This is a genomic window from Paraferrimonas sedimenticola (assembly GCF_002282855.1).
In the GTDB taxonomy this organism is placed as follows: Bacteria; Pseudomonadota; Gammaproteobacteria; order Enterobacterales; family Shewanellaceae; genus Paraferrimonas; species Paraferrimonas sedimenticola.
In genome coordinates this window covers 239,042-264,978 of sequence record NZ_NRIR01000006.1, presented here as the reverse complement: position 1 = coordinate 264,978, position 25,937 = coordinate 239,042, and the positions used below count along the sequence as shown (strand labels likewise).

General features: G+C 50.3%; 24 protein-coding genes. 11 read left to right on the top strand and 13 right to left on the bottom strand.

Annotated features, from left to right (window positions below; translation table 11 throughout):
* Window positions 1–2: 2 nt before the first annotated feature.
* From CLC93_RS12275 to CLC93_RS12240, 8 genes are all read right to left on the bottom strand, one after another.
* Window positions 3–1,472, bottom strand: coding sequence for a type II and III secretion system protein family protein (locus CLC93_RS12275; RefSeq protein WP_095506262.1), 1,470 nt, complete (start codon window positions 1,470–1,472; stop codon window positions 3–5).
* Between the two features lie 12 nt (window positions 1,473–1,484).
* Window positions 1,485–2,312, bottom strand: a complete 828-nt coding sequence (gene cpaB, locus CLC93_RS12270; RefSeq protein WP_095506261.1) for a Flp pilus assembly protein CpaB — start codon at window positions 2,310–2,312, stop codon at window positions 1,485–1,487.
* 12 nt (window positions 2,313–2,324) lie between these two features.
* Complete coding sequence (locus tag CLC93_RS12265; RefSeq protein WP_095506260.1) at window positions 2,325–3,653, bottom strand: AAA family ATPase; 1,329 nt, start codon at window positions 3,651–3,653, stop codon at window positions 2,325–2,327.
* 9 nt (window positions 3,654–3,662) lie between these two features.
* Window positions 3,663–4,202, bottom strand: coding sequence for an A24 family peptidase (locus tag CLC93_RS12260; protein WP_095506259.1), 540 nt, complete (start codon window positions 4,200–4,202; stop codon window positions 3,663–3,665).
* Between the two features lie 85 nt (window positions 4,203–4,287).
* Window positions 4,288–4,497 carry a Flp family type IVb pilin gene (locus CLC93_RS12255; RefSeq protein ID WP_095506258.1) on the bottom strand — a complete coding sequence of 70 codons (210 nt, stop codon included), beginning with the start codon at window positions 4,495–4,497 and terminating at the stop codon, window positions 4,288–4,290.
* A 126-nt stretch (window positions 4,498–4,623) separates the two neighbouring features.
* Window positions 4,624–6,012, bottom strand: coding sequence for a L,D-transpeptidase family protein (locus CLC93_RS12250; RefSeq protein ID WP_169903000.1), 1,389 nt, complete (start codon window positions 6,010–6,012; stop codon window positions 4,624–4,626).
* A 21-nt stretch (window positions 6,013–6,033) separates the two neighbouring features.
* Window positions 6,034–6,891, bottom strand: a complete 858-nt coding sequence (locus tag CLC93_RS12245; protein ID WP_095506256.1) for an AraC family transcriptional regulator — start codon at window positions 6,889–6,891, stop codon at window positions 6,034–6,036.
* Window positions 6,892–7,051: 160 nt separating this feature from the next.
* The gene (locus tag CLC93_RS12240) at window positions 7,052–8,425 is read right to left on the bottom strand and encodes an L-serine ammonia-lyase (protein WP_095506255.1); all 1,374 of its coding nucleotides are present in this window, start codon (window positions 8,423–8,425) and stop codon (window positions 7,052–7,054) included.
* A 138-nt stretch (window positions 8,426–8,563) separates the two neighbouring features.
* Between CLC93_RS12240 and nagZ the strand changes: the two genes are divergently transcribed.
* Genes nagZ through CLC93_RS12225 form a run of 3 tightly spaced genes read left to right on the top strand, consistent with a single transcriptional unit; the run spans window position 8,564 to window position 10,421 of the window.
* Entirely contained in the window at window positions 8,564–9,580 is a 1,017-nt protein-coding gene (gene nagZ, locus CLC93_RS12235; RefSeq protein ID WP_095506254.1) for a beta-N-acetylhexosaminidase, read from the top strand.
* Between the two features lie 13 nt (window positions 9,581–9,593).
* Window positions 9,594–10,136, top strand: a complete 543-nt coding sequence (gene ycfP / locus CLC93_RS12230) for an alpha/beta hydrolase YcfP (protein WP_095506253.1) — start codon at window positions 9,594–9,596, stop codon at window positions 10,134–10,136.
* Window positions 10,137–10,148: 12 nt separating this feature from the next.
* On the top strand, window positions 10,149–10,421 hold the full coding sequence (locus CLC93_RS12225; RefSeq protein ID WP_095506252.1) for an acylphosphatase: 273 nt from the start codon (window positions 10,149–10,151) through the stop codon (window positions 10,419–10,421).
* 39 nt (window positions 10,422–10,460) lie between these two features.
* On the opposite strand, the gene CLC93_RS12220 is transcribed toward CLC93_RS12225, so the two are convergent.
* The 3 genes from CLC93_RS12220 to CLC93_RS12210 are packed head-to-tail and all read right to left on the bottom strand — an operon-like array spanning window position 10,461 to window position 15,552.
* A complete protein-coding gene (locus CLC93_RS12220; protein ID WP_095506251.1) occupies window positions 10,461–11,528 on the bottom strand; it encodes a CsiV family protein in 1,068 nt (355 codons plus the stop codon).
* On the bottom strand, window positions 11,525–14,953 hold the full coding sequence (mfd, locus tag CLC93_RS12215; RefSeq protein ID WP_095506250.1) for a transcription-repair coupling factor: 3,429 nt from the start codon (window positions 14,951–14,953) through the stop codon (window positions 11,525–11,527). The genes CLC93_RS12220 and mfd overlap by 4 nt, the downstream gene beginning before the upstream one ends.
* Window positions 14,954–14,985: 32 nt before the next feature.
* Window positions 14,986–15,552, bottom strand: a complete 567-nt coding sequence (locus CLC93_RS12210) for a hypothetical protein (protein WP_095506249.1) — start codon at window positions 15,550–15,552, stop codon at window positions 14,986–14,988.
* A gap of 89 nt (window positions 15,553–15,641) precedes the next feature.
* On the opposite strand from CLC93_RS12210, the gene CLC93_RS12205 reads away from it, so the two are divergent.
* From CLC93_RS12205 to CLC93_RS12195, 3 genes are read left to right on the top strand one after another with little or no spacing between them, the layout of a single operon-like run.
* Window positions 15,642–16,862: a lipoprotein-releasing ABC transporter permease subunit gene (locus tag CLC93_RS12205; protein ID WP_095506248.1), complete on the top strand. Its 1,221-nt coding sequence runs from the start codon at window positions 15,642–15,644 to the stop codon at window positions 16,860–16,862.
* Entirely contained in the window at window positions 16,855–17,547 is a 693-nt protein-coding gene (lolD, locus tag CLC93_RS12200) for a lipoprotein-releasing ABC transporter ATP-binding protein LolD (RefSeq protein ID WP_095506247.1), read from the top strand. Before CLC93_RS12205 ends, lolD begins: the two co-directional genes overlap by 8 nt.
* Window positions 17,540–18,781 (top strand): lipoprotein-releasing ABC transporter permease subunit, encoded by a 1,242-nt coding sequence (locus CLC93_RS12195; RefSeq protein WP_095506246.1) that lies wholly within the window; start codon window positions 17,540–17,542, stop codon window positions 18,779–18,781. The genes lolD and CLC93_RS12195 overlap by 8 nt, the downstream gene beginning before the upstream one ends.
* A 63-nt stretch (window positions 18,782–18,844) precedes the next feature.
* On the opposite strand, the gene CLC93_RS12190 is transcribed toward CLC93_RS12195, so the two are convergent.
* Window positions 18,845–19,369, bottom strand: a complete 525-nt coding sequence (locus tag CLC93_RS12190; protein ID WP_095506245.1) for a DUF2062 domain-containing protein — start codon at window positions 19,367–19,369, stop codon at window positions 18,845–18,847.
* A 32-nt stretch (window positions 19,370–19,401) separates the two neighbouring features.
* On the opposite strand from CLC93_RS12190, the gene CLC93_RS12185 reads away from it, so the two are divergent.
* From CLC93_RS12185 to CLC93_RS12165, 5 genes are all read left to right on the top strand, one after another.
* Window positions 19,402–21,654 carry a DNA internalization-related competence protein ComEC/Rec2 gene (locus CLC93_RS12185; protein ID WP_095506244.1) on the top strand — a complete coding sequence of 751 codons (2,253 nt, stop codon included), beginning with the start codon at window positions 19,402–19,404 and terminating at the stop codon, window positions 21,652–21,654.
* A 32-nt stretch (window positions 21,655–21,686) separates the two neighbouring features.
* Window positions 21,687–23,504, top strand: coding sequence for a lipid A export permease/ATP-binding protein MsbA (gene msbA / locus CLC93_RS12180; protein WP_095506243.1), 1,818 nt, complete (start codon window positions 21,687–21,689; stop codon window positions 23,502–23,504).
* Window positions 23,501–24,493, top strand: a complete 993-nt coding sequence (gene lpxK, locus CLC93_RS12175) for a tetraacyldisaccharide 4'-kinase (RefSeq protein ID WP_095506242.1) — start codon at window positions 23,501–23,503, stop codon at window positions 24,491–24,493. Before msbA ends, lpxK begins: the two co-directional genes overlap by 4 nt.
* Entirely contained in the window at window positions 24,483–24,668 is a 186-nt protein-coding gene (locus CLC93_RS12170; RefSeq protein ID WP_095506241.1) for a Trm112 family protein, read from the top strand. The genes lpxK and CLC93_RS12170 overlap by 11 nt, the downstream gene beginning before the upstream one ends.
* Window positions 24,669–24,806: 138 nt before the next feature.
* A complete protein-coding gene (locus CLC93_RS12165) occupies window positions 24,807–25,067 on the top strand; it encodes a DUF805 domain-containing protein (protein WP_095506240.1) in 261 nt (86 codons plus the stop codon).
* On the opposite strand, the gene CLC93_RS12160 is transcribed toward CLC93_RS12165, so the two are convergent.
* The gene (locus CLC93_RS12160; RefSeq protein ID WP_095506239.1) at window positions 25,064–25,918 is read right to left on the bottom strand and encodes an MBL fold metallo-hydrolase; all 855 of its coding nucleotides are present in this window, start codon (window positions 25,916–25,918) and stop codon (window positions 25,064–25,066) included. The genes CLC93_RS12165 and CLC93_RS12160 overlap by 4 nt on opposite strands.
* Window positions 25,919–25,937: the final 19 nt, after the last annotated feature.

Here is a 25,937-nt window from a genome sequence, read left to right as displayed (position 1 = left end):
TCCTAACGAGTCTGAATTTCGTGACCATAAACTGCCGTCATACCGCCATTGTCCGGGAGGCTAACTGATGCATTTGGTGAGGGATTTGGCGAATGTGTCGCGGGTTCACCGCTCTCTCGTCGAGATAATCGACCTAGTAAATAAAACTCAGCATCGCTTGGAGATATAAACCCATCGGTGGGGAGAGGGATGCCTTGTTTATTAAACGGGCGAACAAGTCTCGGGGTAACCATGATGACAAGCTCAGTTTGGCCTTTAATATATTCTTGGCTTCGGAAAAGTTGCCCCAGAACCGGAATATCTCCCAACCCTGGAATTCTGCTGACATTCTCTCTAAGGGTGTCGCTTAGTAGCCCACCAATAGCTATCGTTTGGCCATCACCAAGTTCGACTGTAGTTTCTGAAGTTCGCTTCACTACAGAGGGCACTACCAGTGCAGCCGTCGAGCCAGTCGGTTGAATTCCAACAGAGTTTGCGTTGCTTAATTCACTCACCAACACTTTCAAATTGAGGTTGATTTTTCCACTATCTAGGATTGTGGGTACGAAACTTACTCCAACACCGAAGTCTTTGAATTGGATACTAGTTCCATCTCGGTTTGGAATCGGAACGGGAAACTCGCCGCCGCTCAAGAACTCCGCGCTTTGGCCACTAAGCGCGGTAATGTTGGGCTCTGCTAGAATTTTGGCTAGGCCGTTGGTCTTTGCAACGTCCAAAGCAAAGTTGAACAACATATCTCCACGAGCATAACTACCGAAAAAGCCTCTTGTTACGTTATCTATACCTGTTTGAACGGATTCAAAAAGCAAATCGCCGTTTACAATGCCACCTGTGCCGTCGGTGCCATCAAATGCCAAAAGCAGGTTAGACTCCAATTGTCTTGCGATTTCCGTGCTAACTTCGGCTACGACAACTTCTAGCATCACTTGCTGGCCACCACCAATAGTCACCATATTGATAACTTTGGAAGTACCATTGAGCGCCGTAGCGGCCTCGGCATAGGCCGACGCTAACTCGATCGCGGTATTCATTTTTTCTAAACTAGAAGCCTGACCGGAAACAATTAATTGGCCTTGGGAACTGTGAACGCCGATATCTTGGTCAGGAAGGTAGCTGTGGAGGCGATATCTTAGACTCTCTAGATCATGAATAACTTCGAGATTTAGAATATCTACTAGATTGTCCTCTTCATCCCAGACCAAAACATTTGTCGTACCGAGTTTCTTACCTAGAATGTAAAGCTCTCGGCTTCTAAGGATTAGAATATCCGCAATCCCTGGATTACCTACTGAAACTCGATGAACATCTTGTTCCATATTTAGGTTTTTGGATTTGTGTATCGGAATGGTGACTACATCAGGTTCAGTTTGGCTTGGTCCTCCAGCCAGACTAGCGTTGGTGACAAACATCGAAACAGAAACCAACATGATCAGACTGATCAATCTGTATACCGTGTGATAGATTTTTTTCATCGTTGATTCCTTTTAACTACCCACTTGGACTGACTCTTGGGCTACACCTCTGATGATTTCTACCTTTTGGCGAGGCGAAATACTCTGAGGTTGGGCATTGCCTGGCTCTACTTCGCTGGCATCCTCAACAGTCGCTGTTGCGGTTTGTGCTTCGACCAATTCATAATCGGTAGCTATGCTAACCGGGTTGTCATCTGTAGGGTTTCTCAGGGCGAGTTGAAGACCACCTTTACTACGTGCATTTAGCAGTATTTCAGCTTGAGAAAGGTCAACTTCGACTGTTACGGCTCGAACCAGAACTGGCTTATTTTCATCACTTGATGAGCGCTGATCCACGGCGAGAATCTTTATATTAGATAGAACAACTTCAGTGTTAACCTTGCTGTGTTGTCTTTGAAAAGTATTCAAAATATCAACCCGATCACCGGGTAAAAGGAAGCCTGCGACTCCGACTATGTCGTTGACTCGAATGGTAATAGCTCGCATGTTTTCGCTAATCAAACTGGCTAGCGCTGAGCCCTCTCCCAAGGCCACTATTCGTTGTTGACGGACTATATCGCCAGCATACATTGGATGCTTAACAACTTTATTCAGCACCTCATCTATATTGGTGACAGCGCCCTCGGGTACGAGAGATTTAGGGACTGATTTTGTACTCAGGTGTTTGGCGTCCAGTAGTGTTCCTGTAGGTACATTTACTGTTACCGAGACAACTTGCTCCTCTTCGCCATTTTGTTGGATACCCGCATCATTGAGTAGCCAGTTATCTGCGATAAAGATTGCGCCAAGTCCAAAAACGACTGATAGCAAAAACACAAAAAATAAGAAATTCCTGCTCATAGTATTAACTCTCTAGTTGGAGTCCTGACTCACAAAGTTCATATTCCAAGCTTTCTGCAACAAGTTGGGAGTAACTTCTCGAGGTAGGTCGTGATAGCTAATTTGATCCACCACAATCCCGAGTAAGTCTCTCGGGTAACAGGGGAGCAAGGGGCGTTTTGATTGGTCGTGTAAAGTGCCGACTAAATAGTCGTAAGTAGTCGTTGCACAACTCAGTTGTAACGACTCGCAGTTCTTGTGCCAGATTTGTTGATACTCGGCATTTGACACCGGTTGAAACTCAATCTTGTAGCCTATTCGTCTCAAGAAGGCTTCGTCCACAAGATCAGAGGGCTGCAAGTTTGTCGAAAATAAAAGGGTTAGTTCAAATGGCACTTCAAAGTGCGCGCCGTTAGGCATGCTTAAGAAGTCTCTTCGTTCTTCTAAGGGAATAATCCAGCGGTTAAACAAAGCCTTTGGTTGTATTTTTTGACGACCCAGATCATCAATCAATAGAATTCCGTTGTTAGCTTTTAGTTGAATTGGTGCTCTGAATACGCGGCTTATAGGGTCGCTGCTAACTTCAAGCATTGATTCGGTTAGCTCGCCTCCAGTAACCATAAGCGGCCTTTTACAGCGAATCCAGCGGGGGTCATAACCGTGGCTTAGCTTAAGTAAGCTTTGACCTTCGGAAGAAGATTGCTCAGCGCTCTGGTGAATTTCGGGATCATAGACATGAATGATTTCGCCGTTAAACTCTATTGCGTTGGGGATAAGCACATCATCGTTATGAATTAAGTTAAGATGCCGGCAAAGATAGCTTTTTCCAATGCCGGGTAAACCGTACAGTAGGATAGGTTTATTGGAATTAAGCGCAGGCCCGATTTGTTCTAATAAGTCTTCGCTAAATATTTCTCCTTTAAATGCTTGATGGAGTAATTTAGATGTGACCTTAAGTTCCCGGCAAGACTGCTGCTTGCAAATCTCGGTGTACTGTTGAAGAGGTACTGGCGCGCGGCCTATGTAGCCATTTCTTCGTATCAGTTTTTCGGCTTGCTCAAACCCTTTTTGCGATAGCGCAAATCGAAACTTTCCATCCGATGCATTTGCTCGATTGATGACTAAAGTAGCGTGCTTTGCCGCATCGATTAGTTCGGTAACAATCCCACCAGCTAAGGCTAGCTGTTGAGCAAGCTCTCTTATCGTCATGACCGAATGAACGGTCAGCTGTTTCAAAAGTAGTTCTTGTAGCAGGGATTCGCTTAGCCCTGTATCCGATATCGACACAGGCCGTGGGGCAATCGCTTGAAAATTATATTCATCTTCACTAGTGCCGGAATCTATGAGGCTTACTGTGGTCATAATTTGTTCTCAACCTAGCGAAAATGTTAGTTGGGTATGTACAAATGCGGTTTGCCAAACCGCTATAACCGTTCCTAAGGCCAACGCTGGAGCGTAGGGAGCCTTAATTGAAGCCGCTTCATTGGCTTGGGCAGGAATTAGTTTTTTGGTCGCAAACTGCAATTGATAGCGATATAGAGTTGCTTTAAATCCAGGCCAACCCGTCCGATACCAAGCAAACAAAAGGCTTGAAAAGCCTCCAAAGATGACTCCCCAAACGAGACTGCTTAGCAAAAGCTCAACTCCGACTAGTGAGCCTACCGCCATCATTAGTTTGGCATCGCCAGCGCCCAATGCTTTGATAGCGACCACAGGTGCGAGTATTAGGAAAGCCAATCCTGTTGCGGATACGGAAAACCATAGTCCCTCGAAACCATTCGCTATACCGTGAACGAGAATACCTATCGCAATAAACGAGAATGTAAGCAGGTTGGGAATGGTATGCCTGCGCAAGTCATTGATAACTGCGATAGCTAATAATGTAATCAATAGCGGAAAAACTATATCCATTGAATAGGATTACCTAGTTAATGATGCGATACCTGCTTCAAAGTACTCAAAGTAGGTATCGCGAACGGTACGAGATCATTACTCGTTACGAATCACAGGCAGCGTCGCCGTCGCCTGAGTTACCATTAACAGCATCGCAAAGGTCGGCAATGCCTATGGTGGCACTATCCCCAAGACTGATAAATGCGCTGACCATACCGCCAACCACAAGGGAGCCTGCAATAGCGTACTCAACCGCCGACAAGCCACTTTCATCTTCGATGAACTGGGTTAAAAATTGCTGGATTTTTGTCATGTGTCTCTCTCCGAACAGACAGTTTTTTTACGGGTGAGGAGCGCCAATACCGCTAGCAAAACTCCTGAGGAATAAACCTAAAAACCTTATGCTTTAGAGGCTTATTACTTCAGTTTAGCCTTGAGGTTAATTTGCGCGTTTCACAAAACTGCTATCTGTTGCACCGATTTGCGGAGAGTCGAGATGATAGATGTCGTCGCGGATTTGGACTTGACCGAATTCGTCAATCCAGCCGGTTTGGTACGTTAAATGTATATTGATTGGGTCAGTTAGCTTTACGCTGGTTAGAGCATCTGAGCGCCAAAGTTGTCGCCAATCCCTCGAACGATCGAGTTTTCCGATACGTTCAATGGCGGCAACTAGTTCTTGAGTATCCTGAACTCGAACACAACCGTGGGATAGGGCTCTTTCATTCTTATTGAACAAGTGTTTTTGTGGTGTGTCGTGTAAATAAACCGAATGCGTATTGTGGAAGTTAAACCGAACTTTCCCGAGGGCATTCTGCTTACCAGGCAACTGCACTAAACGCATTCCTTGCTTGAGCTGAGCAAAGCTCGGATCAGATTTGTCGATGGCGATAGGGTTCGTACTAGTCGAAGAAAGTAATGCAAATCCTTGCTGGGTCAAAGCAGAACTATTTTTGCGATGACTGGGAACAAGCTCTTCCCAAATGATCCTATTTGTCGGTCGCCACATTGGGTTGATAGTTACGCTGCGCACTTGGCTGGAGAATATTGGAGTCTGACGATTTGGCGTCCCGACAATCGCTCGATTGCGCAAAATGGTTTTGCCGTTATGAACCAAACGCACGTCAAAATTGGCAATATTGACTTCCAAATAGGTACTCGAAGGCTGGTGAGGCAAACGCATCCAACGTCGTAAGTTTGCTTGCAGCGTGAGTCTTTCTTGTAAATTACTGCGGTTTAGCAACTTAATGGTCTTTGCACCAACAACGCCGTCGGCCTCGAGCCCGTGATGAGCCTGAAAAGCTTTAAGCGCGCGAATAAAAACAGGATCATAGCTATCCAACCGATTAGTTGGTCGATAGCGGCTGTCCATAAAACCAGTATCCAGTAAGCGCTGGCTGATCTTGGCGATGTTTGGGTGGCGGCCTCCCAATCTTGGTGTTTGAAAAGGTGAGATCCCTAATCCAGGTTTGTAGTTCGCTTTTAGTTGGCGTATGGCAATTCGCAACCGTGAGACCTGAGGAAAAGCTGGTGGTAGGTCAGCAATAAACTCGGCTCTCGTATTATCTGACTGCGGCTGTATCGTGTGCCATTGAGCCATTAGTGCAGAGCTTGATGGTGACTGTGAAACTAAGGCTTCAAAAGCACGCTGATAACTTGATTCGTTTGCTTCTAAAAAATCATACCCACCAAGGTCATCTAATAATTGGCGAAACTCCAGAGCGGCAGTGGTAGGGACGTTTTGTTCAAACCAAACGGGCACCTTGCCTGAGTTCGTTTGTTCAGCCTGCAAATGGGATGACGCAAATAGGAATACTAAAAAGGCCAAGTATTTTCGCATTAGCTTGAGCTAGCCCGCCTTTTCCGAAGAATTCGACAAGGTATCGTTTGCACTCCAGGGCAGTAGCTCCAGCCTTAATCGAGAATAACGTTGAAATGTTTCACTGGGGTTATCACTACGCTCGCCATTTAAAAAGGCCGTCGGTGTAATTCCAAAGTGACGCTTAAAACTGCGGCAAAAGTGAGAAACATTGGCAAACCCAAGTTGGTAAGCAACCTGTGTGACGTTTGTCAGGCCCTCATTAAGCAATTGTTCGCTCTGCTCAAGACGTCGGCACATGATGTACTGGCTAAAACCGATTCCGCAAAGGTCCTTGAACATATGGCTAAGACGGCTAGGGCTTAGATGAATTTTAGGCGCAAGTTGTTTTAGCGAGGTATTACATTGGTAGCTGTCTTCTATAAGACCAAGTAGTCGATTGAAAGGACCGTTGTTAATCTCATTAGCGGTAATTTCAGAAAACAAAGCTAGCTTGTCTTCTTCGACGCAATTCACCTTAGTTAGGCGCAATTGCTCGATTAAGTCTTGTTTCGTTGCCGCCGAAAATGGCCATACATAACACTCGCTTACTTTCTGACGAAGGCATTGATGCATCAATGGAATCGTAACCACTGCGCTAACCAAAAATATCGGTAGCTTAGGATTGAGCTCGCGAAGCTTAGCGAGATTGTAATTCAGTCTATGGTCCGCTTTGGTTTGAATCAGTAGTGAGGCAGCGGCTGAGGCGGGAAGGGCACGTGTTAACCCACGCTCAATTTCAATTGAGCTTACTTCGCAGAAATCTTCCAGCTCATGACACCCTTGCAATGCGAGCTGCTTGTGATTCGAAATGACAGCCAATGCCCTTGGCTCGTTTGACATATCCATACGCGATCCCTGTCAATCTTTTGATTGTTCTTGAGTCACACGGTCGGTGAACCACTAGAAAAATTAGTCAGGGAATGGCGATGTGTCAATTTGCTAGATGCCGAATTTGCAACAAAAAAGCGGCCAAAAGGCCGCCTTGTTGAACGAATGCGCCGCTAAGCTAGCACTCGACGATATTTACCGCTAGCCCGCCTTTGGCGGTTTCTTTGTACTTGGAGCGCATATCCACGCCAGTATCCCACATGGTTTTGATGACCTTGTCCAAGGATACTTTGTGTTGACCATCGCCGCGTAATGCTAATCTTGATGCATTAATGGCTTTCACCGCACCCATGGCGTTGCGCTCAATACAAGGCACCTGCACCAAGCCTCCGACCGGATCGCAGGTCAGGCCAAGGTTGTGTTCCATGCCAATTTCAGCGGCATTTTCTACATTCTCGGCAGTCCCGCCCATGATTTCGGTGAGCGCGCCAGCGGCCATCGAACAGGCCACTCCCACTTCGCCTTGGCAGCCCACTTCGGCGCCAGAAATCGAGGCGTTTTTCTTATACAAAATGCCAATCGCGCCGGCGGTTAACAGGTAGCGAACGCAAAGCTCTTCATCCACTGGATGAACGAACTTATCGTAGTAGCAAAGTACCGCAGGGATGATACCCGCAGCCCCATTGGTTGGGGCAGTAACCACACGACCGCCCGCGGCGTTTTCTTCGTTTACCGCAATCGCGAACAAGTCGACCCAATCCATGGCGGTCAGTGGGTCGCTATTGGTTTTGCCTTCGGCGGTAAGACGACGATAAAGGGCAGGGGCGCGACGGCGCAGTTTCAGACCACCAGGCAGGTTGCCTTCTTTGATGCAGCCACGTTCGACGCTGGCCTTCATGGTCTTCCAGATATGCCACAGACGCTCGCGAATTTCTGCTTCGCTGTGCAGCACTTTTTCGTTGGCCATCATCAACGCCGACACGCTCAAACCGTGCTCACAACACAGGCTTAAAAGCTGCGAGGCGGTGCTGAAGTGATAGGGCATGGTGATAGCGTTAGTATTTATCGGGGTTTGCGGGCTATCAATTTGGTCTTCGTCCAAAATGAAGCCACCGCCGACAGAGTAGTAGGTGCGCTGATAGAAGACGTCGCCGTTTTTCAGAGCATACAAGGTCATGGCATTGGCATGGGCCGGCAACGATTTACGTCTGTGGTAGGTAATGGAGTTCGCGCGAGTAAAGCGCACGCTTTTTAGACCCAGCATATTCAGGGTTTGCGATTGCGCCACATCCGCTAAATAGCCGTCGACTTTGTCGGTATCCACAGTGTCCGGTTCGTGACCCATTAGACCCAAGGTAACAGCAGTACCTGTACCGTGGCCTTTACCGGTTTGTCCTAAGGAACCGAATAATTCCGCGCGCAATTCGTCGACACCGTCGCAGTCTTTTTGCTGAACGGTCTCGGCAAATAGCTTGGCGGCGCGCATCGGGCCTACGGTGTGTGAGCTCGATGGGCCTAAACCGATGGAAAACATGTCAAAAACGCTAATCATGTGGCAGTCCTGAGGGCTGGTGTCTGGTTCTAATTGACGCTGATGTTACACTAAGCCCATTGGAATCCCAATTGGCCTCGCATCACAAAATCTAATGTGTTGATAAGTAAAAATAGGCCAGCCCAGTAGGAGTATAGCGTGAGTTATTTGATGATGGACTTGCGGTCCACAGAGGTCGCTGCCGATGAGGCCGAGTGGTTGCGGGCGAGTTGCGTTGGCGGACTGATTTTGTTTAGCCGTAATTATGAAGACAAAGCTCAATTAGCTCGACTCATCCGAGCAGTGCGTGAACTGCGCCCAGACATTCTTATTGCAGTGGATCACGAAGGCGGACGGGTACAACGTTTTCGCGATGAGTTCGCCCAAATACCTTCGATGCGCAGTCTGTTGCAAAAAGCCGGTGGTGATATTGAACAAGCCAAAGCCTGGGCCACCGAGCTTGGCTGGTTAATGGCGGCTGAATTGTTATCGCTTGGCATTGATCTCAGCTTTGCGCCTGTGCTGGATAAAGACGCTGGCTCTGATGTTATCGGCTCCCGCGCTTTCAGCGATAAAGTGGAAGATATTATTCCGCTGGCTCAGGCATGGATTGAGGGAATGAACCAGGCTGGTATGAAGGCGGTGGGTAAGCACTTCCCAGGCCATGGTTCGGTGAAAGCGGATAGCCATGTGGCGATCCCCGTAGACGAGCGTGATTTCGATACTTTGTGGAATGACGACGCTCGCCCCTTTGAACGCTTAGCTAAATCAGGTCATTTAGCAGGACTGATGCCGGCCCATGTCATTTATCCCAAGGTAGACCAACATCCTGCAGGCTTTAGCAAGGTTTGGCTGCAAAACATTGTTCGTCAAAAGATGAGCTTTCAAGGCACCTTATTTTCTGACGACTTAAGCATGCAAGGAGCATCGGTGGCTGGTGGCTACGCCGAGCGACTGTCTAGCGCGATTAATGCTGGCTGCGATGTGCTGCTTTTGTGCAACTGTGCGGAGGCGTTGGCCGAGGTTATCCCTAACTACCCATGGCCAAAGCATCCGCCCACCGCGCCTGCAAGTTTGCTGAAAGGCGAGAATTTATGGCAAGACTTTGCGCAAACTCACAGTGCTCGCTGGCAAGCAGCACGGGATTTGTGCCACACTTTTGAAGCACACGCATAGTCTAGGAAGCACCATGATCCTCTACCTTCACGGATTCGATGCCACCAGTGCTGGCAATCACCAAAAAATACTGCAACTTCAGTTCATCGACGACGATGTGCGTTACCTGAATTACTCTACTTTGCATCCAAAGCACGACTTCCAGTTTTTGCTCAAAGAAGTGGACCGAGAGTTGAAGCGTTGTGATGACCCAAATCCAATTATTCTGGGTGTGGGTTTAGGCGGTTTTTGGGCTGAGCGGGTAGGCTTTCTCAACGGCATTCGCTCGGTGATGATAAACCCTAACTTAAAGCCTCAGGGTAATATGGAAGGCAAGATTGACCGCCCGGAAGAGTACGCCGACATTGCTGCAAAATGCGTTGATAGATTTCGAGAGAAGAATCAGGAGCAAGCCTTGGTAATTCTCTCCAGACATGACGAAGACTTGGATAATAAAGCGACGGAACAAGAGCTTAAGTCCTACTACCAAATCATTTGGGATGAGCGCGAAACTCATAAATTCGCTAATCTTGCCGAGCATCTTCCGACTATACTGGCATTTAAACAACACAGTTAACGGCCTTAGCAAATGCAGCGATGCTTCGTTCGAGTCTCAGGAAAGGTACAAGGCGTCTGGTATCGAGCCAGCGCCAAAGCCCGCGCTCAAGAGTTGGGCCTCACCGGCTATGTGAAAAATCTAGAAGATGGCCAGGTGGCGCTAGTGTTACAGGGCGCTGAGCCTGCGGTAGCGCAGATGCTAGACTGGTGTGCTCAGGGACCTGAGCAAGCAAAAGTAGATCGAGTATTTGTCGATGATGATTGGGGAGATGAGATATTTCTCGACTTTAGCGTCGAAGACTAATCCTCTCCCGTTCATCTTTTGTCGGCTAGACGTTAGCCGCTAGCCCTCTGGAGACTCCTCACCCGGCTGCTGCATTCGGCGGATCTGCAGAATTACACCCATTTTCGGGTGGTCAAAGTAGTGCATTTCACGACTTTTCACGCGCTTATTTTGTACAAAGGGGATATGGTACAAAAAGCTCTGTTCTTCTTGAACCTCAGACACTTCGACGTTACTTGCAGTGACCTGCTCGCTATCCTCTAGTGTCTTTTCCGCTTTGATTTTGCGAAGCCCTGGCTCGCGCAGCACAAAGTCGGTTTCTACAAAAAGATAGTGGTCCAAATAGATCTTCAAGCTACCTTCGAGCTGCCATAAAGGCTGCGTCTCTGTGGTTTGACTTTGTAGGAAAGAAAACTGCGGGATTAGCGAGTCCAGCTCGCTGGTTTGTACCGGCAGACCCTGCCGGTCAAATTGCTCGCTTAGGTCCTCACCACCGAACAAATGAAAAGCTTTGGCCTTAAATCTAGGCTGAACCCCTTGGCGCCATCCCATATGCAGCATGGGTTTGAGCCTTAATTGACGCTGCAGATTGGCAATCATCTCCCCAAATTGCAGCTCGTCATCGCGCAGCAAGAGTGGTGCCTGATTCGGATCGGTTGGCATGTTTTCCGTTTGCTCTTGAGCTTCGGCCAGTTCAACCGCTTCCGTGCCAATGGTCTGTGTTTCTGCGTCTATCTCTACGGATGAAGGTTGCTCGGCTTGGCTAGTTTCTTCTAACTCTAACGGCTCACGGGCGCCGATTTGCCATGGAATGGTGCTGGGTAGGCTAGGAGCCTGAGTGGGCTGTTGCCAGCGCTGATTACAGCCTTCGGGATCGGTAGCCCACTCGGCGGCGCTGCAGCTCTGCAAGGCTTGGCTGAGATCTGACACGTCGCTCAATAGCGCCGGACTAATTAAGTCCATAAGCTTATCGGCTTGGTAATGGCGCTGCGCTTCGCTCCATTGTTCGTTGGTTTGACTGTCTCGCTCAAAAACGAAGACTTCCACTTCAAACCAAGTGGGTTGGGCCTGCGCCTGAGCGGATAAAAGCGTAACTAGCAGCGCTGCGTGGGCAAAAAGTCGGCTCACGAATTAAGATCCCCGGTTAGGTGTTTAGCGAATTCCGTTAGCATGGTGTCTAGCAATTGCAGACGTTGCTCGGCGGTTTCTGTGGCAATGGTAAATTTCAGTTTACTTGGCCCGTCCATGCGATAAATCTGAGGTTGGCTTTGCAGCAACCCAATAATGAAGCTTGGATCTAGGCGGTTGTTATCGCCGAATTCAATACTACCGCCATTTGCGTGCATATCCAATTTCACGATACCAATTGCGGCGGCGCGTGCCTTGTCTCGGGTCAAGCTGATGAGGTTTTTGGTTTGTTGCGGCAACAGGCCAAAGCGGTCAATCATCTCCACCTGTAACTCGTCTAACTGTTTAGCGTTGGTGCAGTTGGCGATGCGTTTGTACAGATTCAAACGGGTGTTGACGTCCATGATGTAATCGTCAGGAATTAATACTGGGATTCGCAATTCCATCTCACATTGCTGTTTTAACAGTTGGTCTAAGTCCATGGCGTCGGTTTTGCCGTCTTTAATGGCTTCAACCGCGGCTTCCAGCATTTCCATGTACAAACCAAAGCCGATTTTGGCGATGTGCCCGCTTTGCTCATCGCCCAACAGCTCGCCCGCGCCACGGATTTCTAAGTCCTGGGTGGCCAACATAAAGCCCGCGCCTAAGTCTTCTAGGCTACCAATAGCGTCCAAGCGTTTCAGCGCGTCTTTGGTCAGCCGCTTAGGGTTAGGCGTCAACAAGTAAGCGTAGGCTTGGTGGTGACTGCGGCCCACGCGTCCGCGCAGCTGGTGCAATTGGGCCAAACCGAACTTGTCGGCTCGGTCCATGATAATGGTATTAGCACTGGGGACATCGATGCCGGTTTCAATAATGGTGGTGCACACCAGTAGGTTAAATCGTTGATGATAAAAGTCCGACATCACCTGCTCGAGTTGGCGCTCGCGCATCTGACCGTGGGCCACCACCACTCGAGCCTCGGGTACTAACGCCTGTAACTCGTCGGCGGTTTTTTCAATGGTTTCCACGTTGTTGTGCAGGAAGTAGGCCTGACCACCGCGCAAAATCTCACGCAAAATGGCTTCTTTAATCACCGCATCATCGCGCTCACGCACAAAGGTCTTTACCGCCAAGCGACGGGCGGGTGGGGTGGCAATGATCGACAAGTCGCGAATGCCAGACATGGCCATATTCAGGGTACGCGGGATTGGCGTAGCAGTCAGCGTCAGTATGTCCACATTGGCGCGCAAGCGTTTGATTCTGTCTTTCTGGCGCACGCCAAATCTGTGTTCTTCGTCGATGATCAACAAGCCCAAATCGTCGAACTTAATGTCGCCCTGCAGCAGCTTGTGAGTACCCACTATGATGTCCAGCTTGCCCTGGGCCAGTTTTTCCAGCGCTTCGTTTTGCTGCTTGGCAGTTTTAAAGCGCGACATTACCTCAATTTGCACCGGCCAGTCGGCAAAGCGGTCGAGGAAGTTTTGATAGTGCTGCTGAGCGAGTAGGGTGGTGGGTACCAAAATCGCCACCTGACGGCCTGCCATCACTGCAACAAAGGCTGCGCGCATTGCCACTTCGGTTTTGCCAAAGCCCACATCGCCGCAAACCAGTCGGTCCATCGGACGCGGGCTGGCCAAGTCGCTCATCACCTGATTGATGGCTTTTTCTTGATCCACGGTCTCTTCAAATGGGAAAGAGGCTGCGAATTTTCGATAGTCTTCGGTAGGTGCGGTAATTGACTGCCCTGGCTTGAGCTCGCGTTTGGCGTATATATCGAGCAGCTCTGCTGCCACATCGCGAACTTTTTCAGCGGCCTTGCGCTTGGCGCTATCCCAAGCTTTGCCGCCTAACTTGGTCAGGGCTACTTGCTCGTCTTGACTGCCAGAATAGCGGCCAATCAGATGCAGCGAGGTTACTGGCACGTACAACAGTGCACCGGCGGCATACTCTAACTTCAAGTACTCAGCGGCGTTGCCCCCGGTATCCAAGGTTTCAAGCCCTAAGTAGCGACCCACACCGTGCTCTAAGTGAACTACCGCCTGTCCGGTTTTAAGCTCGGCTAGGTTGCGCACCAGCGCATCAGCAGAGACTTGGTGCTGACGCTCACGACGACGTTGCCTAGCGACATGGCGACCAAACAGTTCGGTCTCACACACTAAGGCCATTTTCGGCGAAGTAATCTCGACGCCGTGACTCAGTGGAGAGACGATGAGTCCTAACTTGGCTTTGCTATCGACAAACGACTGCCAATGGTCAAAGGGCTCTGGGCGAATACCCGCAGGAGACAGCAAGGACAACAAGGCTTCTTTGCGCCCCTCAGACTCCACGCTAAAACAGACTCGCGGTGCATTTTCTAAATAGTCACAGAGTGACGTCAGCGGCGCTTTGAGTTTGTGGTTGACTTCTATGTTGGGCAGAGACGCCACTTTGGCAGCGCGGCCACGGCCTTCGCTATCCGCCGCGAGGTGCAATCGTGGCAGAGGCTTAATCGCCGCAAATAGCTCTTCAAATCTCAGGTAAATCTCGTCAGGGCGCAGCAGTGGACGCTGTGAGTCTACGTTGTAGTTCTCAAAGCGGCTTTGTATCTCATCCAAGTAATGGCGACATTGGTCTTCAATATCGCCAACTGTGATTAGCTTGGTGTCGGCACTTAGGTAGTCAAACAGACTAATGGTTTCATCGAAGAACAGCGGAAGGTAGCTCTCGATACCTGCGGGCATCACCCCACGGCTGACTTGCTGATACACAGATTCAGGCGCATTGGGGGCGTTAGCAAACCGCTCGCGATAGCGCTTGCGAAAGCCCTCAATGGACTCGCTGTCGGTGGCAAACTCTCGCGCTGGCAGCATGGCCACTTCGTCAATGACGTCTTGGGAGCGCTGAGTTTCCGGGTCGAAACTGCGAATCGTCTCCACTTCATCGTCAAACAGCTCAATTCGAAAGGGTTCACGAGAGCCCATGGGGAACAGGTCGATAATCGAGCCGCGCACGGCAAATTCACCGTGGGCGTAAACTTGCTCTACTTGCCAGTAGCCAGATTGGACCAAGCGATGGCGCATGGCCTCAAGCGGGTAGGGTGCGCCAGGCTTTAGGTCGAACAGGTGCCCGCTTAAAAAGCTCAAAGGCGGTAGGCGCACCAAAGCGGTGCTGATCGGTAAAATGACCACCTGTTGTTTTGAAAGCCCTAACTGCGACAGGGTTTTTAAGCGCTGAGAGACAATATCCTGATGGGGTGAAAAGGTGTCATAGGGCAGAGTTTCTCGGTCGGGAAACAAGCTAACACTATAGGCTGAAGCTGACGCCAGGTATTCGAGTTCTTGATGTAAAGCGATGGCTGACGGCGCATCTTGAGTGAGCACCAAAGTGGTTCCGCTGTGCTCTTTGGCTTCTTGCAAGACAGATAGGGCTTGCGCAACCCCAATGACTCCGTTGAGTTGGCGTTTCATTTAGTTTCCGCTGGTACTTTGTGCTGGATAGGTTACTGGCTGCGCGCTTGTTGGCGTAATTTTAGCAGCTTTTGTTGCTCTAACAGACTGGCGCGCACCAGCATCTCTTGCTCGGCCTCACCGATGGCCAGTATATCCAATTGATATTGTTCGCTGGCTGATTCGATAGCCCCCGGCTCGACGATTCTAGGTTCGACTAGGCAAAACACTGCCAGTTGGGCAGCTTTGATGTACAGCCGTGCCTGATAAACCTGGTCAGTTTGTAGTTGGGTGGGACTGTTAATCAGCAGGTGACTGCCACCAAACTGCAAACCTTGGCACTCGCTCCCTTGTTGTGGCTGTTGTGCCATGACAAACTGAAGCAGGATATCGACTTTTTTGGCCTGTAATTGCAGGTATTGAGAAATCACATCGCCTTGTGGCAGTTGCTTAATCAGGCCAAGACTTTGTTGCTCGCTGGCGGCGATTTCACTGAGCATACGAAAGCTCTCTGGCATGGCATCAACTAGCCCTTGCTGGCTGGCTTCACCCTGGTGAGGCTGAAGAAAGACAGGATAATTGTGAGATACGCTGAAAAATCCGTCGTCTGTGCGGCTCAAAGTCTTTGTCCCTTGTATGATCCACAAGTAAGCTCGTATTATCCCGTAACTCAAGTAATTAGCAAATGGCATTTGGAAAAACCTAACCCATGAATTTGGCTTTAACCGCACGCATTGGATGGCGCTATTGGCGAAGTCGAAAGGCCAACGCATTTGCTTCCTTTATTACCTTCTTTTCGGTGCTTGGCATTGTGCTAGGCGTCGCCAGTTTGATCATCGTCTCATCGGTGATGAATGGCCTGGAAAACCAACTCAAAACTCGAATTTTGGGTAGCGTGCCGCAAGTGATAGTCACGCCGAGCGAGCCTACCACAGACTGGGATGCGTTCATGCAGCAGTTTAAGGGCATCGAAGGGGTCAACGCCATCAGCCCGCTGGTACAAACTCAAGCCATGTTGCAGTCGCGCAATCAATTGGCCGGTGCTCAGGTCTACGGCATTCAGCCTCAATCCAGTCAAGAATTTCACCTGCTGCAAGACAAGTTGTTGCAAGGGGATGTCAGCCTTTTGCAAGCGGGTGAGTATGGGGTCATGTTAGGACTCGAACTTGCGCGTACTTTGCAGGTGGGTGTTGGCGATAAGGTGCGCTTGTTTTCCGGCAGCGGTGTGGTCTACTCGCCCATGGGGCCTGTGCCGAGTCAGCGCAATTTTCGCGTGATAGGCGTGTTTAAAATGGGCTCTGTGGTGGATAAGGCGCTGGCCTTTGTGCATTACGCCGATGGCGCAAGGTTAATGCGCAAGCCGCCGTCACAGTTGCACAGTGTACGCTTGTTCTTAGACGACCCTTTTGCCGCCGAGCAAGTCACTCAGACCATTGCTAACAGTGCGCCCGAGTTGGTGGTGCAAGATTGGCAACAAAATTATGGCCATCTGTTCGCTGCGGTGAAAATGGAAAAGCGCATGATGTCGCTGATGCTGAGTCTGATTGTGGCGGTTGCCGCGTTTAATATTGTCTCAGCGCTGGTGATGATGGTAATGGACAAGTCGGCGGATATCGCCATTTTGAAAACTCAGGGCATGACCACAACTCAGGTGATGCAAATATTCCTGGTGCAGGGCATGTTAAATGCACTGATTGGACTGGTGTTAGGCGGTGCGATTGGCATGCTTATCGCGCCTAATTTGAATCAAATTTTAACAGGCCTTGGGGTTAGCTTGCTCGGACCTGGCGTTACTCTGCCGGTACTGATTTCGCAAACTCAAATCGGCGGTATCGTCGCTGGTACCTTAATCATCAGTTTACTCGCCACTCTTTACCCGGCCATCAAAGCGGCCAGCATACGCCCCGCGGAGACCTTAAGATATGAATAAGCCGTTATTGTCGGTAGCCAACATCAGCAAAGCCTACCGAGATGGCCAAGCCAGCACTCAAGTACTCAGTGGTGTCTCATTTGAGTTGGAAGCCGGGCAAAGTCTGGCCATTGTCGGTGCCTCGGGCTCGGGCAAGAGTACGCTAATGCATATTCTCGGGACTTTAGACGCGCCAGATGAGGGGCAGGTAAGGTTGCAAGACCAAGCCTTGTTTGACTTGAGCAACGCCGCGCAAGCGCAAGTGCGTAATCAAAGCATGGGTTTCATCTATCAATTCCATCATCTACTGCCGGAGTTCAGCGCGCTGGAGAACATTGCTATGCCGCAAATGATTGGCGGTCGTTCGCGCAAGTCAGCGCTTGAGGAAGCCGGCGTTTGGCTAGAGCGTGTAGGGCTTGGCCACAGAGCCTCCCATTTGCCGTCCGAACTCAGTGGTGGTGAGCGTCAACGGGTAGCGATTGCTCGCGCGCTAATCAATCAACCTAAGCTTGTTCTGGCGGATGAGCCTACCGGTAACTTGGACGATGACAGCGGTGAAACCGTGTATCAGTTGATGCGCGACCTGGCTCAACAATCGGGCACGGCGTTTGTGGTAGTGACCCATGACACGCAACTGGCACAGCGATTGGATCGCATGTTGGTAATGCAACACGGTCAACTGATGGAGCCAGAGCTCAATGCTTAATCCACTTGCGTGGCGGATCGGCTGGCGCTTTTTTAGAGCGCGCCAGCAAAACCGCTTTATCGGTTTTATCTCCATGTCCTCAACCGTTGGCATCGCGCTGGGTTGCTTGGTGCTGTTGGTATTGCTTTCCGCCATGAACGGCTTTGAGAAGGAACTCAAACAAAGATATTTAGGCGTGGTTTCTCACGCCGAGCTCAGAGGTGCCGATGCGCCAATTTCTGGTTGGCGCGATATTATCGAAACCGCCGAGTCCATGTCTGGGGTGGTGGCGGCGGCACCTGTGATTCATCTGCAAGGTCTGACTCAAAGACCTGATGGCTTTGTGGGTGTGCAAATTCAGGGGATAAGCCCGACTTTTGAGCGCCGGGCTTCCAATATCGCCAACTACATGGACGCAGACGCTTGGCAAAGCCTGTCAAAGCGCGATGACAGCATAGTGCTGGGTGCAGGCTTGGCCGAGCAGCTAGGGGTTAATCTCGGTCAACAGCTGGTGGTCTATCTGCCAAACCCAGGCGGCAGTCAAAGCGGTCCACTGTCAGCGCGCTTTACCGTGGCTGGGGTTTATCAGGTGGGTGGTGAGATGGATTACCACGGTGCATATATCAACCGCCTACATGCCGCTGAGCTTTTGGGGCTGGGCAATGAAACCACTTCGATTAAGCTCAGAGTCGAGAACCTGTTTGATGCTCATGGTTTGATACGGGATTTGGGTTACAGTCTTGACCAATACCTTTACATGTCAGACTGGACTCGCACCCAAGGTCATTTGTATGGCGACATTCAATTAGTGCGCTTAATCATGTACATCGCACTGTTTTTGGTGATCGCTGTGGCCTGTTTCAACATAGTCTCGACCTTGGTGATGGCGGTGCGCGACAAGCAAGCAGAAATTGCGATTCTGGCCACCATGGGGTTGCGTCGTCGCGCGGTACTGCAAATCTTTATGGTGCAGGGACTAACTAACGGCTTGGTGGGCACTGTGTTTGGTGTTGGTGCGGGCGCTTATTTGGCGTGGAACCTGCCGAATATTGGTCGCTGGTTGGACACCACTTTCGGCATTAACGTCTTCTCAGGTAGCGTTTATTTTATCGATTTTCTACCGAGTCAGTTGCAACTATCGGATGTGCTGTTGGTGAGTGTGTTATCGCTGCTATTGAGCTTTGTAGCGACCCTGTATCCCGCTTGGCAAGCGACCAAAGTACAACCGGCTCAAGCTCTGTCCAACGCGGCATAGCCTGATCCAAGGGCTGTAATTAATTTCTCAATAGCAGTTTAGCGTCTAAACGCCGCCAATAGCCTAAGGCTGTTTGCGGCGTTTTTCTAAGGTTTTCTTGCGGTTGAATAACACCGAATAACGCCAAAGCAAGCGGCCCAGCCCAAAGCCTAGCGCAGCGCTTAGGACACCCAATACTAAACAGCCCAAAAAGAAGGCTGGTCCCATCTGGCTAAATGACTCGATTAAGCCGCTAAAGCTCAGTTCAAAATGGTAAGAGTCAACTTCTTCCCCAAGCAAAATCGACCCCAGTTTGTACGCCAAATAGAACATGACCGGCATAGTGACTGGGTTCGTAATCCACACTAAAACCACGCTCAAGGGTAAGTTGACCTGAAAGAATATCGCAAAACCTGCGGCAAACACCATTTGAAACGGAATGGGCATCCAAGCCATAAACAAGCCAACCGCCAGCGCACCAGCAGCTGAGCGGCGATTGATGTGCCACAGGTTAGGTTCGTTCAACCATTTCCCAAAAATCCGCAGATGCTTGTTGTTTTGTAGCGTTTCGGGTGAGGGCGAGATTTTTTTTATCAGATTCTTTGGCATTTGCGCGATGGCTTAGTCTAGTAAATGGCTCTATGGATCGAATTCTTTTGGGTTTTACGGCTGCGGTGCTGTCGGGCACTCTGTGGCCAAGTCTGGGCGGTTTTCAGCTGACAATTGTACTGCTTTTCGCCTTTATCATTACATTATGGTTCAAACTCTGGCCTTTAGCCGCCACCATCTTTGGCGTGCTTTGGTTTCACTGGCACGCGAGCGAGTTGTGGTGGTATCCGCATAAATGGCTTCAAAACTCTACTGAAATTCAAGCCAAAATCCTAGCCCTAAACGACGGTTCTCACGGGCAAGTGCGTTTGGATATTGGTTTTAGCGATCAGCGCATCGGTCTTTTTCAATCGCCGCAAGCCCGAGTTTACTGGCTTGAGCCACCCCCTGAGCTGCAAGTTGGCCAGCATTGGCGGCTGCTAATAAGTGCTAAGCCCAACGTGAGTCCGTTAAATCAGGGAGCCGATTCGGCCCAGCGATTGGCTTACAGTCGTTATCAAGTCGCTCGCGGACGAGTGATCGGTGGCGAGCTCATTAGCCCCGACACCGGTTGGCGGCAAAAGGCGGTGCAAACCCTCGAAACTCAATTCTCTGCGCTGGGTAGAGGTGACTTGCTACTGGCGCTCAGCAGCGGCGAGCGACGTTTACTGAGTCCCGAGCGCTGGCAGAGCCTGCGCAACAGCGGCACCACTCACCTGATTGCCATCTCAGGGCTGCATCTTGGGGTGGCCATGGGTGCCTGCTGGTTGTTGTTTCGTTGGCTAATGCCGATGTCCTGGCTGAACAAAGGCGCGTTTGCCTACCAGTCGACTGTGGCGCTCGCTTGGGTTTGCGCCAGTGCCTACGCCTGGCTTTCCGGGTTTGCAATTGCCACTCAAAGGGCCTGGTTGATGTTGAGCTTGGTGTTTTTGCTGGGTTTGTTGATGCGCCACCTGACCCGCTGGGACCGTCTGCTAATCGCGCTGGCTGGCGTCTTGTTGTTAGACCCAATGGCAGGTCTTGGGGCTAGCCTGTGGTTATCCTTTGGCGCTTTGGCCACCATCTTTTGCTGGATGGAACGAGTGCCAGAGCAATACCGAAGCGGTTGGCGAGGGCTGGTCACGCTGCAATTGTCGGTGGGTCTTATCACATCAGTGATTGCCTTGTTGTGCTTTGACGGGCTCGCGCCCCATGGCTTTTGGGTTAACTTGATATTGGTGCCGCTGTTTAGCTTGCTAATAATCCCTGTTTGTCTTTTGTGTCTGCCTTGGTTGTTGTGGGGTGGGCCTGGCACTGAGCAAATGGCTAGCGGGCTAGATGCAATGCTGATTCCCATTGAAGCTCTAATAAATTATTCGGCGAGCCTTCCCGCCGGTTGGCTCTCAGGTACCGAGCAACAAACCCATTTGGCTATCATAGTTTTGGCCAGCGCTTTGGTGCTCGTGTTTCGTCGAGATAGGGTGGCGCTAGTGCTGGTGGGTATTTGCTGGTGCAGTTTGTTGCCTGGCTTGTCGCGCATCCCAACTTGGCGCTTTCACATGCTAGACGTGGGGCAGGGCTTGAGCGTGGTCATTCAACAGCAAAACCGCGCCTTGGTGTATGACACAGGCGCAAGTTTTCCATTTGGCTACAGCTATCAAGCAGCGGTGCTCCAGCCCTTTTTACGTCATCGTGGCATTAGCCACTTGGATTATCTGGTGGTCAGTCATGGCGATAATGACCACGCCGGAGGAGCGGCTGCTTTGCTAAGGCACTACCCCGAGGCTTTGCTCATCAGCGATTTGGCCGTAAGCCCTGCCGAGCATGAACACCAGCGTCACTGCCGTCCGGGCACTATCCAATGGCAAGCGCTCACCATAGAGATTTTGGCCCCCAAAGTGCCCGATAGCAGTAACGATGGCTCATGTGTCATTCGTATCAATGACGGCCATTATCGGTTATTGCTGCCGGGGGACATTGAAACCGATGGCGAAGTGCGTTTACTGCGACAAGACTTAAGTGCTCAGTTTCTACTGGCACCGCATCATGGCAGCCGAACCTCTAGCCGACTAAGCTTTCTGCAGAAAGTCGATGCGCTGCATGTATTTATCAGTAACGGCTACCGCCACCGCTTTGGCATGCCGCACGCTGAAGCTTTGCAGCGCTATCGAGAGCTGGGCCTTGCGGTGTGGCGAAGCGACTTACAAGGTCAAGTGAGCGTGTCAATCTATCCGAATGATTATCAAATACACAGCTTGCGCGATGACTTACAAGCATATTGGTACAATGGGATCCCGCCGTTTGGAGACCGACCCAAATCAGAGTAGAATAGCCCTTTTTGTGGCACACAGAGTAGTGAATGGCTGAAGTAAATCCAATCAGCGAAAAGAATAAAGTCTGGCCAGTATTCAAACGCTTATTAAAATACATTGCCCCGCTAAAGGGCATTTTGTTTATCGCAGTACTGGGGTTAATTACCTACGGTATTGTCGATGCATTGTTTATCGCTTTCTTAAAACCGTTTATTGACGAAGGTTTTGATACGGGCAAACCCAGCGTTACCGACGAGTTGATGCAAAACGCCGGTATGGCGGATGCTGGTATCGACGTGCTCGGCATCGCGCCCTTCGTGGTCATCGGCATGTTCATCGTTCGCGGCGTGGCCAACTTCGTGTCTAACTACAGTTTGGCTTACGTGTCGAATCAGATCATTCTGAAGATGCGCCAAGAGGTGTTCGAGCACTACCTCAAGCTGCCGGTAAGCTATGTTGACCAGCAAAACGCCGGTACCCTGATTTCCCGTGTCACCTACGATACCGAACAGATTGCTCGTGCCTCTGGTAATGCTCTGATTGTTATCGTGCGCGATAGCGTGTCTATCTTGGCTTACCTTGGCTGGATGTTCTATCTGTCATGGCAACTGACTCTGAGTATTTTGGTGGTTGCTCCGCTAATCGGCATTGTGATTACTGTGGTCAGTCGACGTTTTCGCAAGGTTTCGGTACAGATTCAATCGGCCATGGGTGATGTGACCGTGGCCACTGAGCAGATGGTCAAGGGGCACAAAAACGTTCTAATTTTTGGCGGTCAAAAAGAAGAGGCGGAGCGATTTGCCGAGGTTAACGATCGCAACCGCTCGCGCAATATGAAGTTGGCGTTAACTCACTCCATCAGCCAACCGGTTATCATGATTATTGGCTCTTTGGCCTTGGCTTTGGTGTTGGCGGCGGCCAATATTGATTCGTTCAAAGCTGACTTAACCGCCGGTGCTTTTGCTTCCATGATTGCCGCTATGTTGGCCATGCTGCAGCCTATTAAGAACCTGTCGAACGTCAACGCTGAGTTCCAGCGCGGCATCGCCGCCTGTGCCACAGTCTTTGCATTGTTGGATACCAAAACCGAAGAAGACAAGGGCCAGTACCAAGTGGCTCGAGTCAAGGGCGATATTGTCTTTGATAAGGTGGATTTTCGCTACCCTAACGCACCCGATTTGGCGCTGAAGCAGTTTGATGTTGAGATTAAGGCTGGTACTACTTTGGCCTTAGTGGGGCGTTCGGGCTCGGGTAAGTCGACGGTGACTAACTTGATCACTCGCTTCTACGACCAGCTCGAGTCTGGTGAAATCCGCATTGACGGTGTTAACGTCAATGACTTCAAACTCAAAAACCTTCGCTCCCAAATTGCTTTGGTATCGCAACAGGTCAGTTTGTTCAACGACACCATTGCCAACAACATCGCTTATGCTTGCGATGGCAATGTCACTCGCGAGCAAATTGAAGCGGCGGCAGAAGCGGCTCACGCGATGGAATTCATTAAAGACTTGCCCAATGGACTGGACACTGAAGTGGGCGAGAACGGGGTGTTGCTCTCTGGCGGTCAACGTCAACGCATCGCTATTGCTCGCGCCATTTTGCGCGATGCACCGATTCTGATTTTGGACGAGGCCACCTCAGCGCTGGATACCGAATCTGAACGGGCGATTCAAGACGCGCTAGAGACACTGCAAACCAACCGCACCTCGATTATGGTTGCGCACCGCTTAAGCACCATTGAGAAAGCGGACCGTATTTTGGTGGTCGACAAAGGACGAGTGATTGAAAGCGGTGATCACCAAAGCTTGTTGGCGCAAAAAGGCAACTACTATCAATTGCACCAGCTGCAATTTGGCAACGAATGAGACTGATCGAACGGACTTGGTATCAGGGTGGGGCGCTACAGTGGCTGTTATGGCCGCTGTCTATACTATTTAGCGGCATTGCGCTCCTGCGCAGAATCAGCTTTGGCCTTGGGCTGCTTAAGTCCACTCGAGTGTCTGTACCTGTGGTAGTGGTCGGCAATATCGGCGTCGGTGGCGCGGGTAAAACTCCGACTGTACTGGCGCTGATTAAGCATTGTAAGGGGTTGGGGCTACGTCCAGGTGTCATTAGCCGTGGCTACGGTGGTAGCTACGATTCCAAAGTGCATTGGGTGCAAGACAATGACAGCGCTGAGTTGGTTGGCGATGAGCCAAAGCTGATTCAGCGGCGTAGCGGTGTACCAGTGGTACTTGCCAAGGCGCGCGCCGATGCAGCGCAAGCACTGGCTGACGGTGGTCAAGTGGATGTGATCCTGACCGATGATGGTCTGCAGCACTACGCGCTGGCTCGAGACATTGAGTTGGTGGTGGTCGACGGTGTGCGTCGTTTTGGTAATGGCCTTAGGTTACCGGCAGGCCCCTTGCGTGAAGGCTTGGCTCGGCTTAAGGAAGTGGATGCGATAATCTGCAACGGTGGAACCGCGCAACCCAACGAGTTTCAAATGCGCTTGGTACCAAGTCCTTTGCAACCTATGCTCGACTCACTACCGGATAAGCCAACCGCGCCCATTGCTGCTTTTGCAGCGATTGCCAACCCACAACGATTTTTTGATACCCTTGAAGCGCAAGGCTTTAGCTTGTCTGAGAGTCAAGGCTTGAAGGACCACCAATCGCTAGATTTGGATGTGTTTCAAAGTGCGCTGGATCGCGGATTGGCGATTGTGATGACTGAGAAAGACGCGGTAAAATGCGACCAAATCGATTGGCCACAAGGGGCACAGGTCTACTTCTTGCCCGTAGATGCCGAGTTACCACAGCAATTTTTTCAACGATTTGAACAAAAATTAAGGAAGCACATAGATGGCTTTTGATAAAAAACTTCTGGATATCGTCGCTTGCCCAATGTGCAAAGGAAAGCTTGAGTACGATGCCGACGAGCAACGCTTGGTGTGCCGATTCGACCAGGTAGCCTATCCCATTGACGATGGTATTCCAGTATTGCTGGAAAACCGTGCGCAGCCGCTATCTCCCAAAGCGGACGACTGATCACACATATCGAAAACGACTGTGCACGCCGAAACCCTTTGGCGTCACAGCCGGTCTTGTTTAAAAAATGCACAATTGAGTCATCTGAGGTTCAGCTTGCTGCGTATAAGATAGCAAGCCAAGTAGTAGAGAAGCGCAATGAGCAGACAAAAGTATTGGTTTTACACAGCAGCAATCGCATTAGTCGCCATGTTCGCCGGCGTGATGGACGGCGGTCAGCTATTGCCAAGTACTTTTGTAACTTTGGGTTTTGCCCAGTTCAGTTTCTTGCTGCTCAGCTATGCGCGTGCCAAAGATGCAGGACAGCGCGCACCTATCGCATGGGCGGTAGGCCAATGCATTCCATTCATTGGCCCAGTGGTCTTAGTGTATTTAGGCGTTAAACGCAGCGCCGACTAGTTCGACTGATACAGGGTTCGAACCCACTTCTCTTCAGTAATAAAGCCCCAAGCCCAGTCTTTGTACTTGGCCTGCACTCCTTGTTTTACCGCATCATCTTCACTAACGCCGTTGGCCTTTGCGGCCGCCACGTAGGCCTGAGTTTCTTTTATCATGGTGGCAAATTCCATCAACTCGGTTCGGTTTGATAGCGGACCGTGCCCTGGGATCACCTGAGTCTTATCGTCGATTCGTGCAATCACTTTTTCAACCGTGGCCAGATAGCCACTGACGTTACCGCCATTGCCTAAATCCACAAAAGGAAAACGACCCTGAAAGTACTGGTCACCCATGTGTACCACATTGGCTTTTTCCCAGAACACTAGACTGTCGCCGTCGGTGTGGCCAATGCCCATGTGCTCAATTTTGATAGTGTCTTGATTAAAGTGAAGCACGATCCCTTCGTCATAGGTCAAAACCGGTAAGGCTTTTTTCGGCTGATTGTCGGCGTGTAAATGACGGCGCACATTGTGGTGAGCCATGATAGTGCCCGTTTTGCCAAAATGAGCATTACCGCCAGTGTGGTCACCGTGATGGTGAGTGTTAATCACAAATCGCGGTGCGCCAGCCTGAATTTGCTCTAGAGCTTTGCTAATTTTTTCACTTAGGGGTGCGTATTGGTCGTCAATGATCAACAAACCATCCTCGCCGGCACTAACGCCAATGTTGCCACCAGAACCCGTAAGCATGTAGATGCCATTGCCCAAAGACTGAGTCTCTATTTGAACGTTAGCGAAGCGGTCTGCCTGTACAGGAAGTGCCACTGCTAGCCCTAAAATCAGAGCCGCGCGAATGTATTGAAGGGGTTTCATCGAATCATCCTTAGTTAAC

Bases quoted from the DNA above. Each gene is read 5' to 3' on its own strand.
- CLC93_RS12275 (WP_095506262.1), bottom strand. From the start codon at position 1,472: ATGAAAAAAATCTATCACACGGTATACAGATTGATCAGTCTGATCATG.
- cpaB (WP_095506261.1), bottom strand. From the start codon at position 2,312: ATGAGCAGGAATTTCTTATTTTTTGTGTTTTTGCTATCAGTCGTTTTT.
- CLC93_RS12265 (WP_095506260.1), bottom strand. From the start codon at position 3,653: ATGACCACAGTAAGCCTCATAGATTCCGGCACTAGTGAAGATGAATAT.
- CLC93_RS12260 (WP_095506259.1), bottom strand. From the start codon at position 4,202: ATGGATATAGTTTTTCCGCTATTGATTACATTATTAGCTATCGCAGTT.
- CLC93_RS12255 (WP_095506258.1), bottom strand. From the start codon at position 4,497: ATGACAAAAATCCAGCAATTTTTAACCCAGTTCATCGAAGATGAAAGT.
- CLC93_RS12245 (WP_095506256.1), bottom strand. From the start codon at position 6,891: ATGGATATGTCAAACGAGCCAAGGGCATTGGCTGTCATTTCGAATCAC.
- CLC93_RS12240 (WP_095506255.1), bottom strand. From the start codon at position 8,425: ATGATTAGCGTTTTTGACATGTTTTCCATCGGTTTAGGCCCATCGAGC.
- ycfP (WP_095506253.1), top strand. From the start codon at position 9,594: ATGATCCTCTACCTTCACGGATTCGATGCCACCAGTGCTGGCAATCAC.
- CLC93_RS12225 (WP_095506252.1), top strand. From the start codon at position 10,149: ATGCAGCGATGCTTCGTTCGAGTCTCAGGAAAGGTACAAGGCGTCTGG.
- mfd (WP_095506250.1), bottom strand. From the start codon at position 14,953: ATGAAACGCCAACTCAACGGAGTCATTGGGGTTGCGCAAGCCCTATCT.
- CLC93_RS12205 (WP_095506248.1), top strand. From the start codon at position 15,642: ATGAATTTGGCTTTAACCGCACGCATTGGATGGCGCTATTGGCGAAGT.
- lolD (WP_095506247.1), top strand. From the start codon at position 16,855: ATGAATAAGCCGTTATTGTCGGTAGCCAACATCAGCAAAGCCTACCGA.
- CLC93_RS12195 (WP_095506246.1), top strand. From the start codon at position 17,540: ATGCTTAATCCACTTGCGTGGCGGATCGGCTGGCGCTTTTTTAGAGCG.
- CLC93_RS12190 (WP_095506245.1), bottom strand. From the start codon at position 19,369: ATGCCAAAGAATCTGATAAAAAAAATCTCGCCCTCACCCGAAACGCTA.
- CLC93_RS12185 (WP_095506244.1), top strand. From the start codon at position 19,402: ATGGATCGAATTCTTTTGGGTTTTACGGCTGCGGTGCTGTCGGGCACT.
- msbA (WP_095506243.1), top strand. From the start codon at position 21,687: ATGGCTGAAGTAAATCCAATCAGCGAAAAGAATAAAGTCTGGCCAGTA.
- lpxK (WP_095506242.1), top strand. From the start codon at position 23,501: ATGAGACTGATCGAACGGACTTGGTATCAGGGTGGGGCGCTACAGTGG.
- CLC93_RS12170 (WP_095506241.1), top strand. From the start codon at position 24,483: ATGGCTTTTGATAAAAAACTTCTGGATATCGTCGCTTGCCCAATGTGC.
- CLC93_RS12165 (WP_095506240.1), top strand. From the start codon at position 24,807: ATGAGCAGACAAAAGTATTGGTTTTACACAGCAGCAATCGCATTAGTC.
- CLC93_RS12160 (WP_095506239.1), bottom strand. From the start codon at position 25,918: ATGAAACCCCTTCAATACATTCGCGCGGCTCTGATTTTAGGGCTAGCA.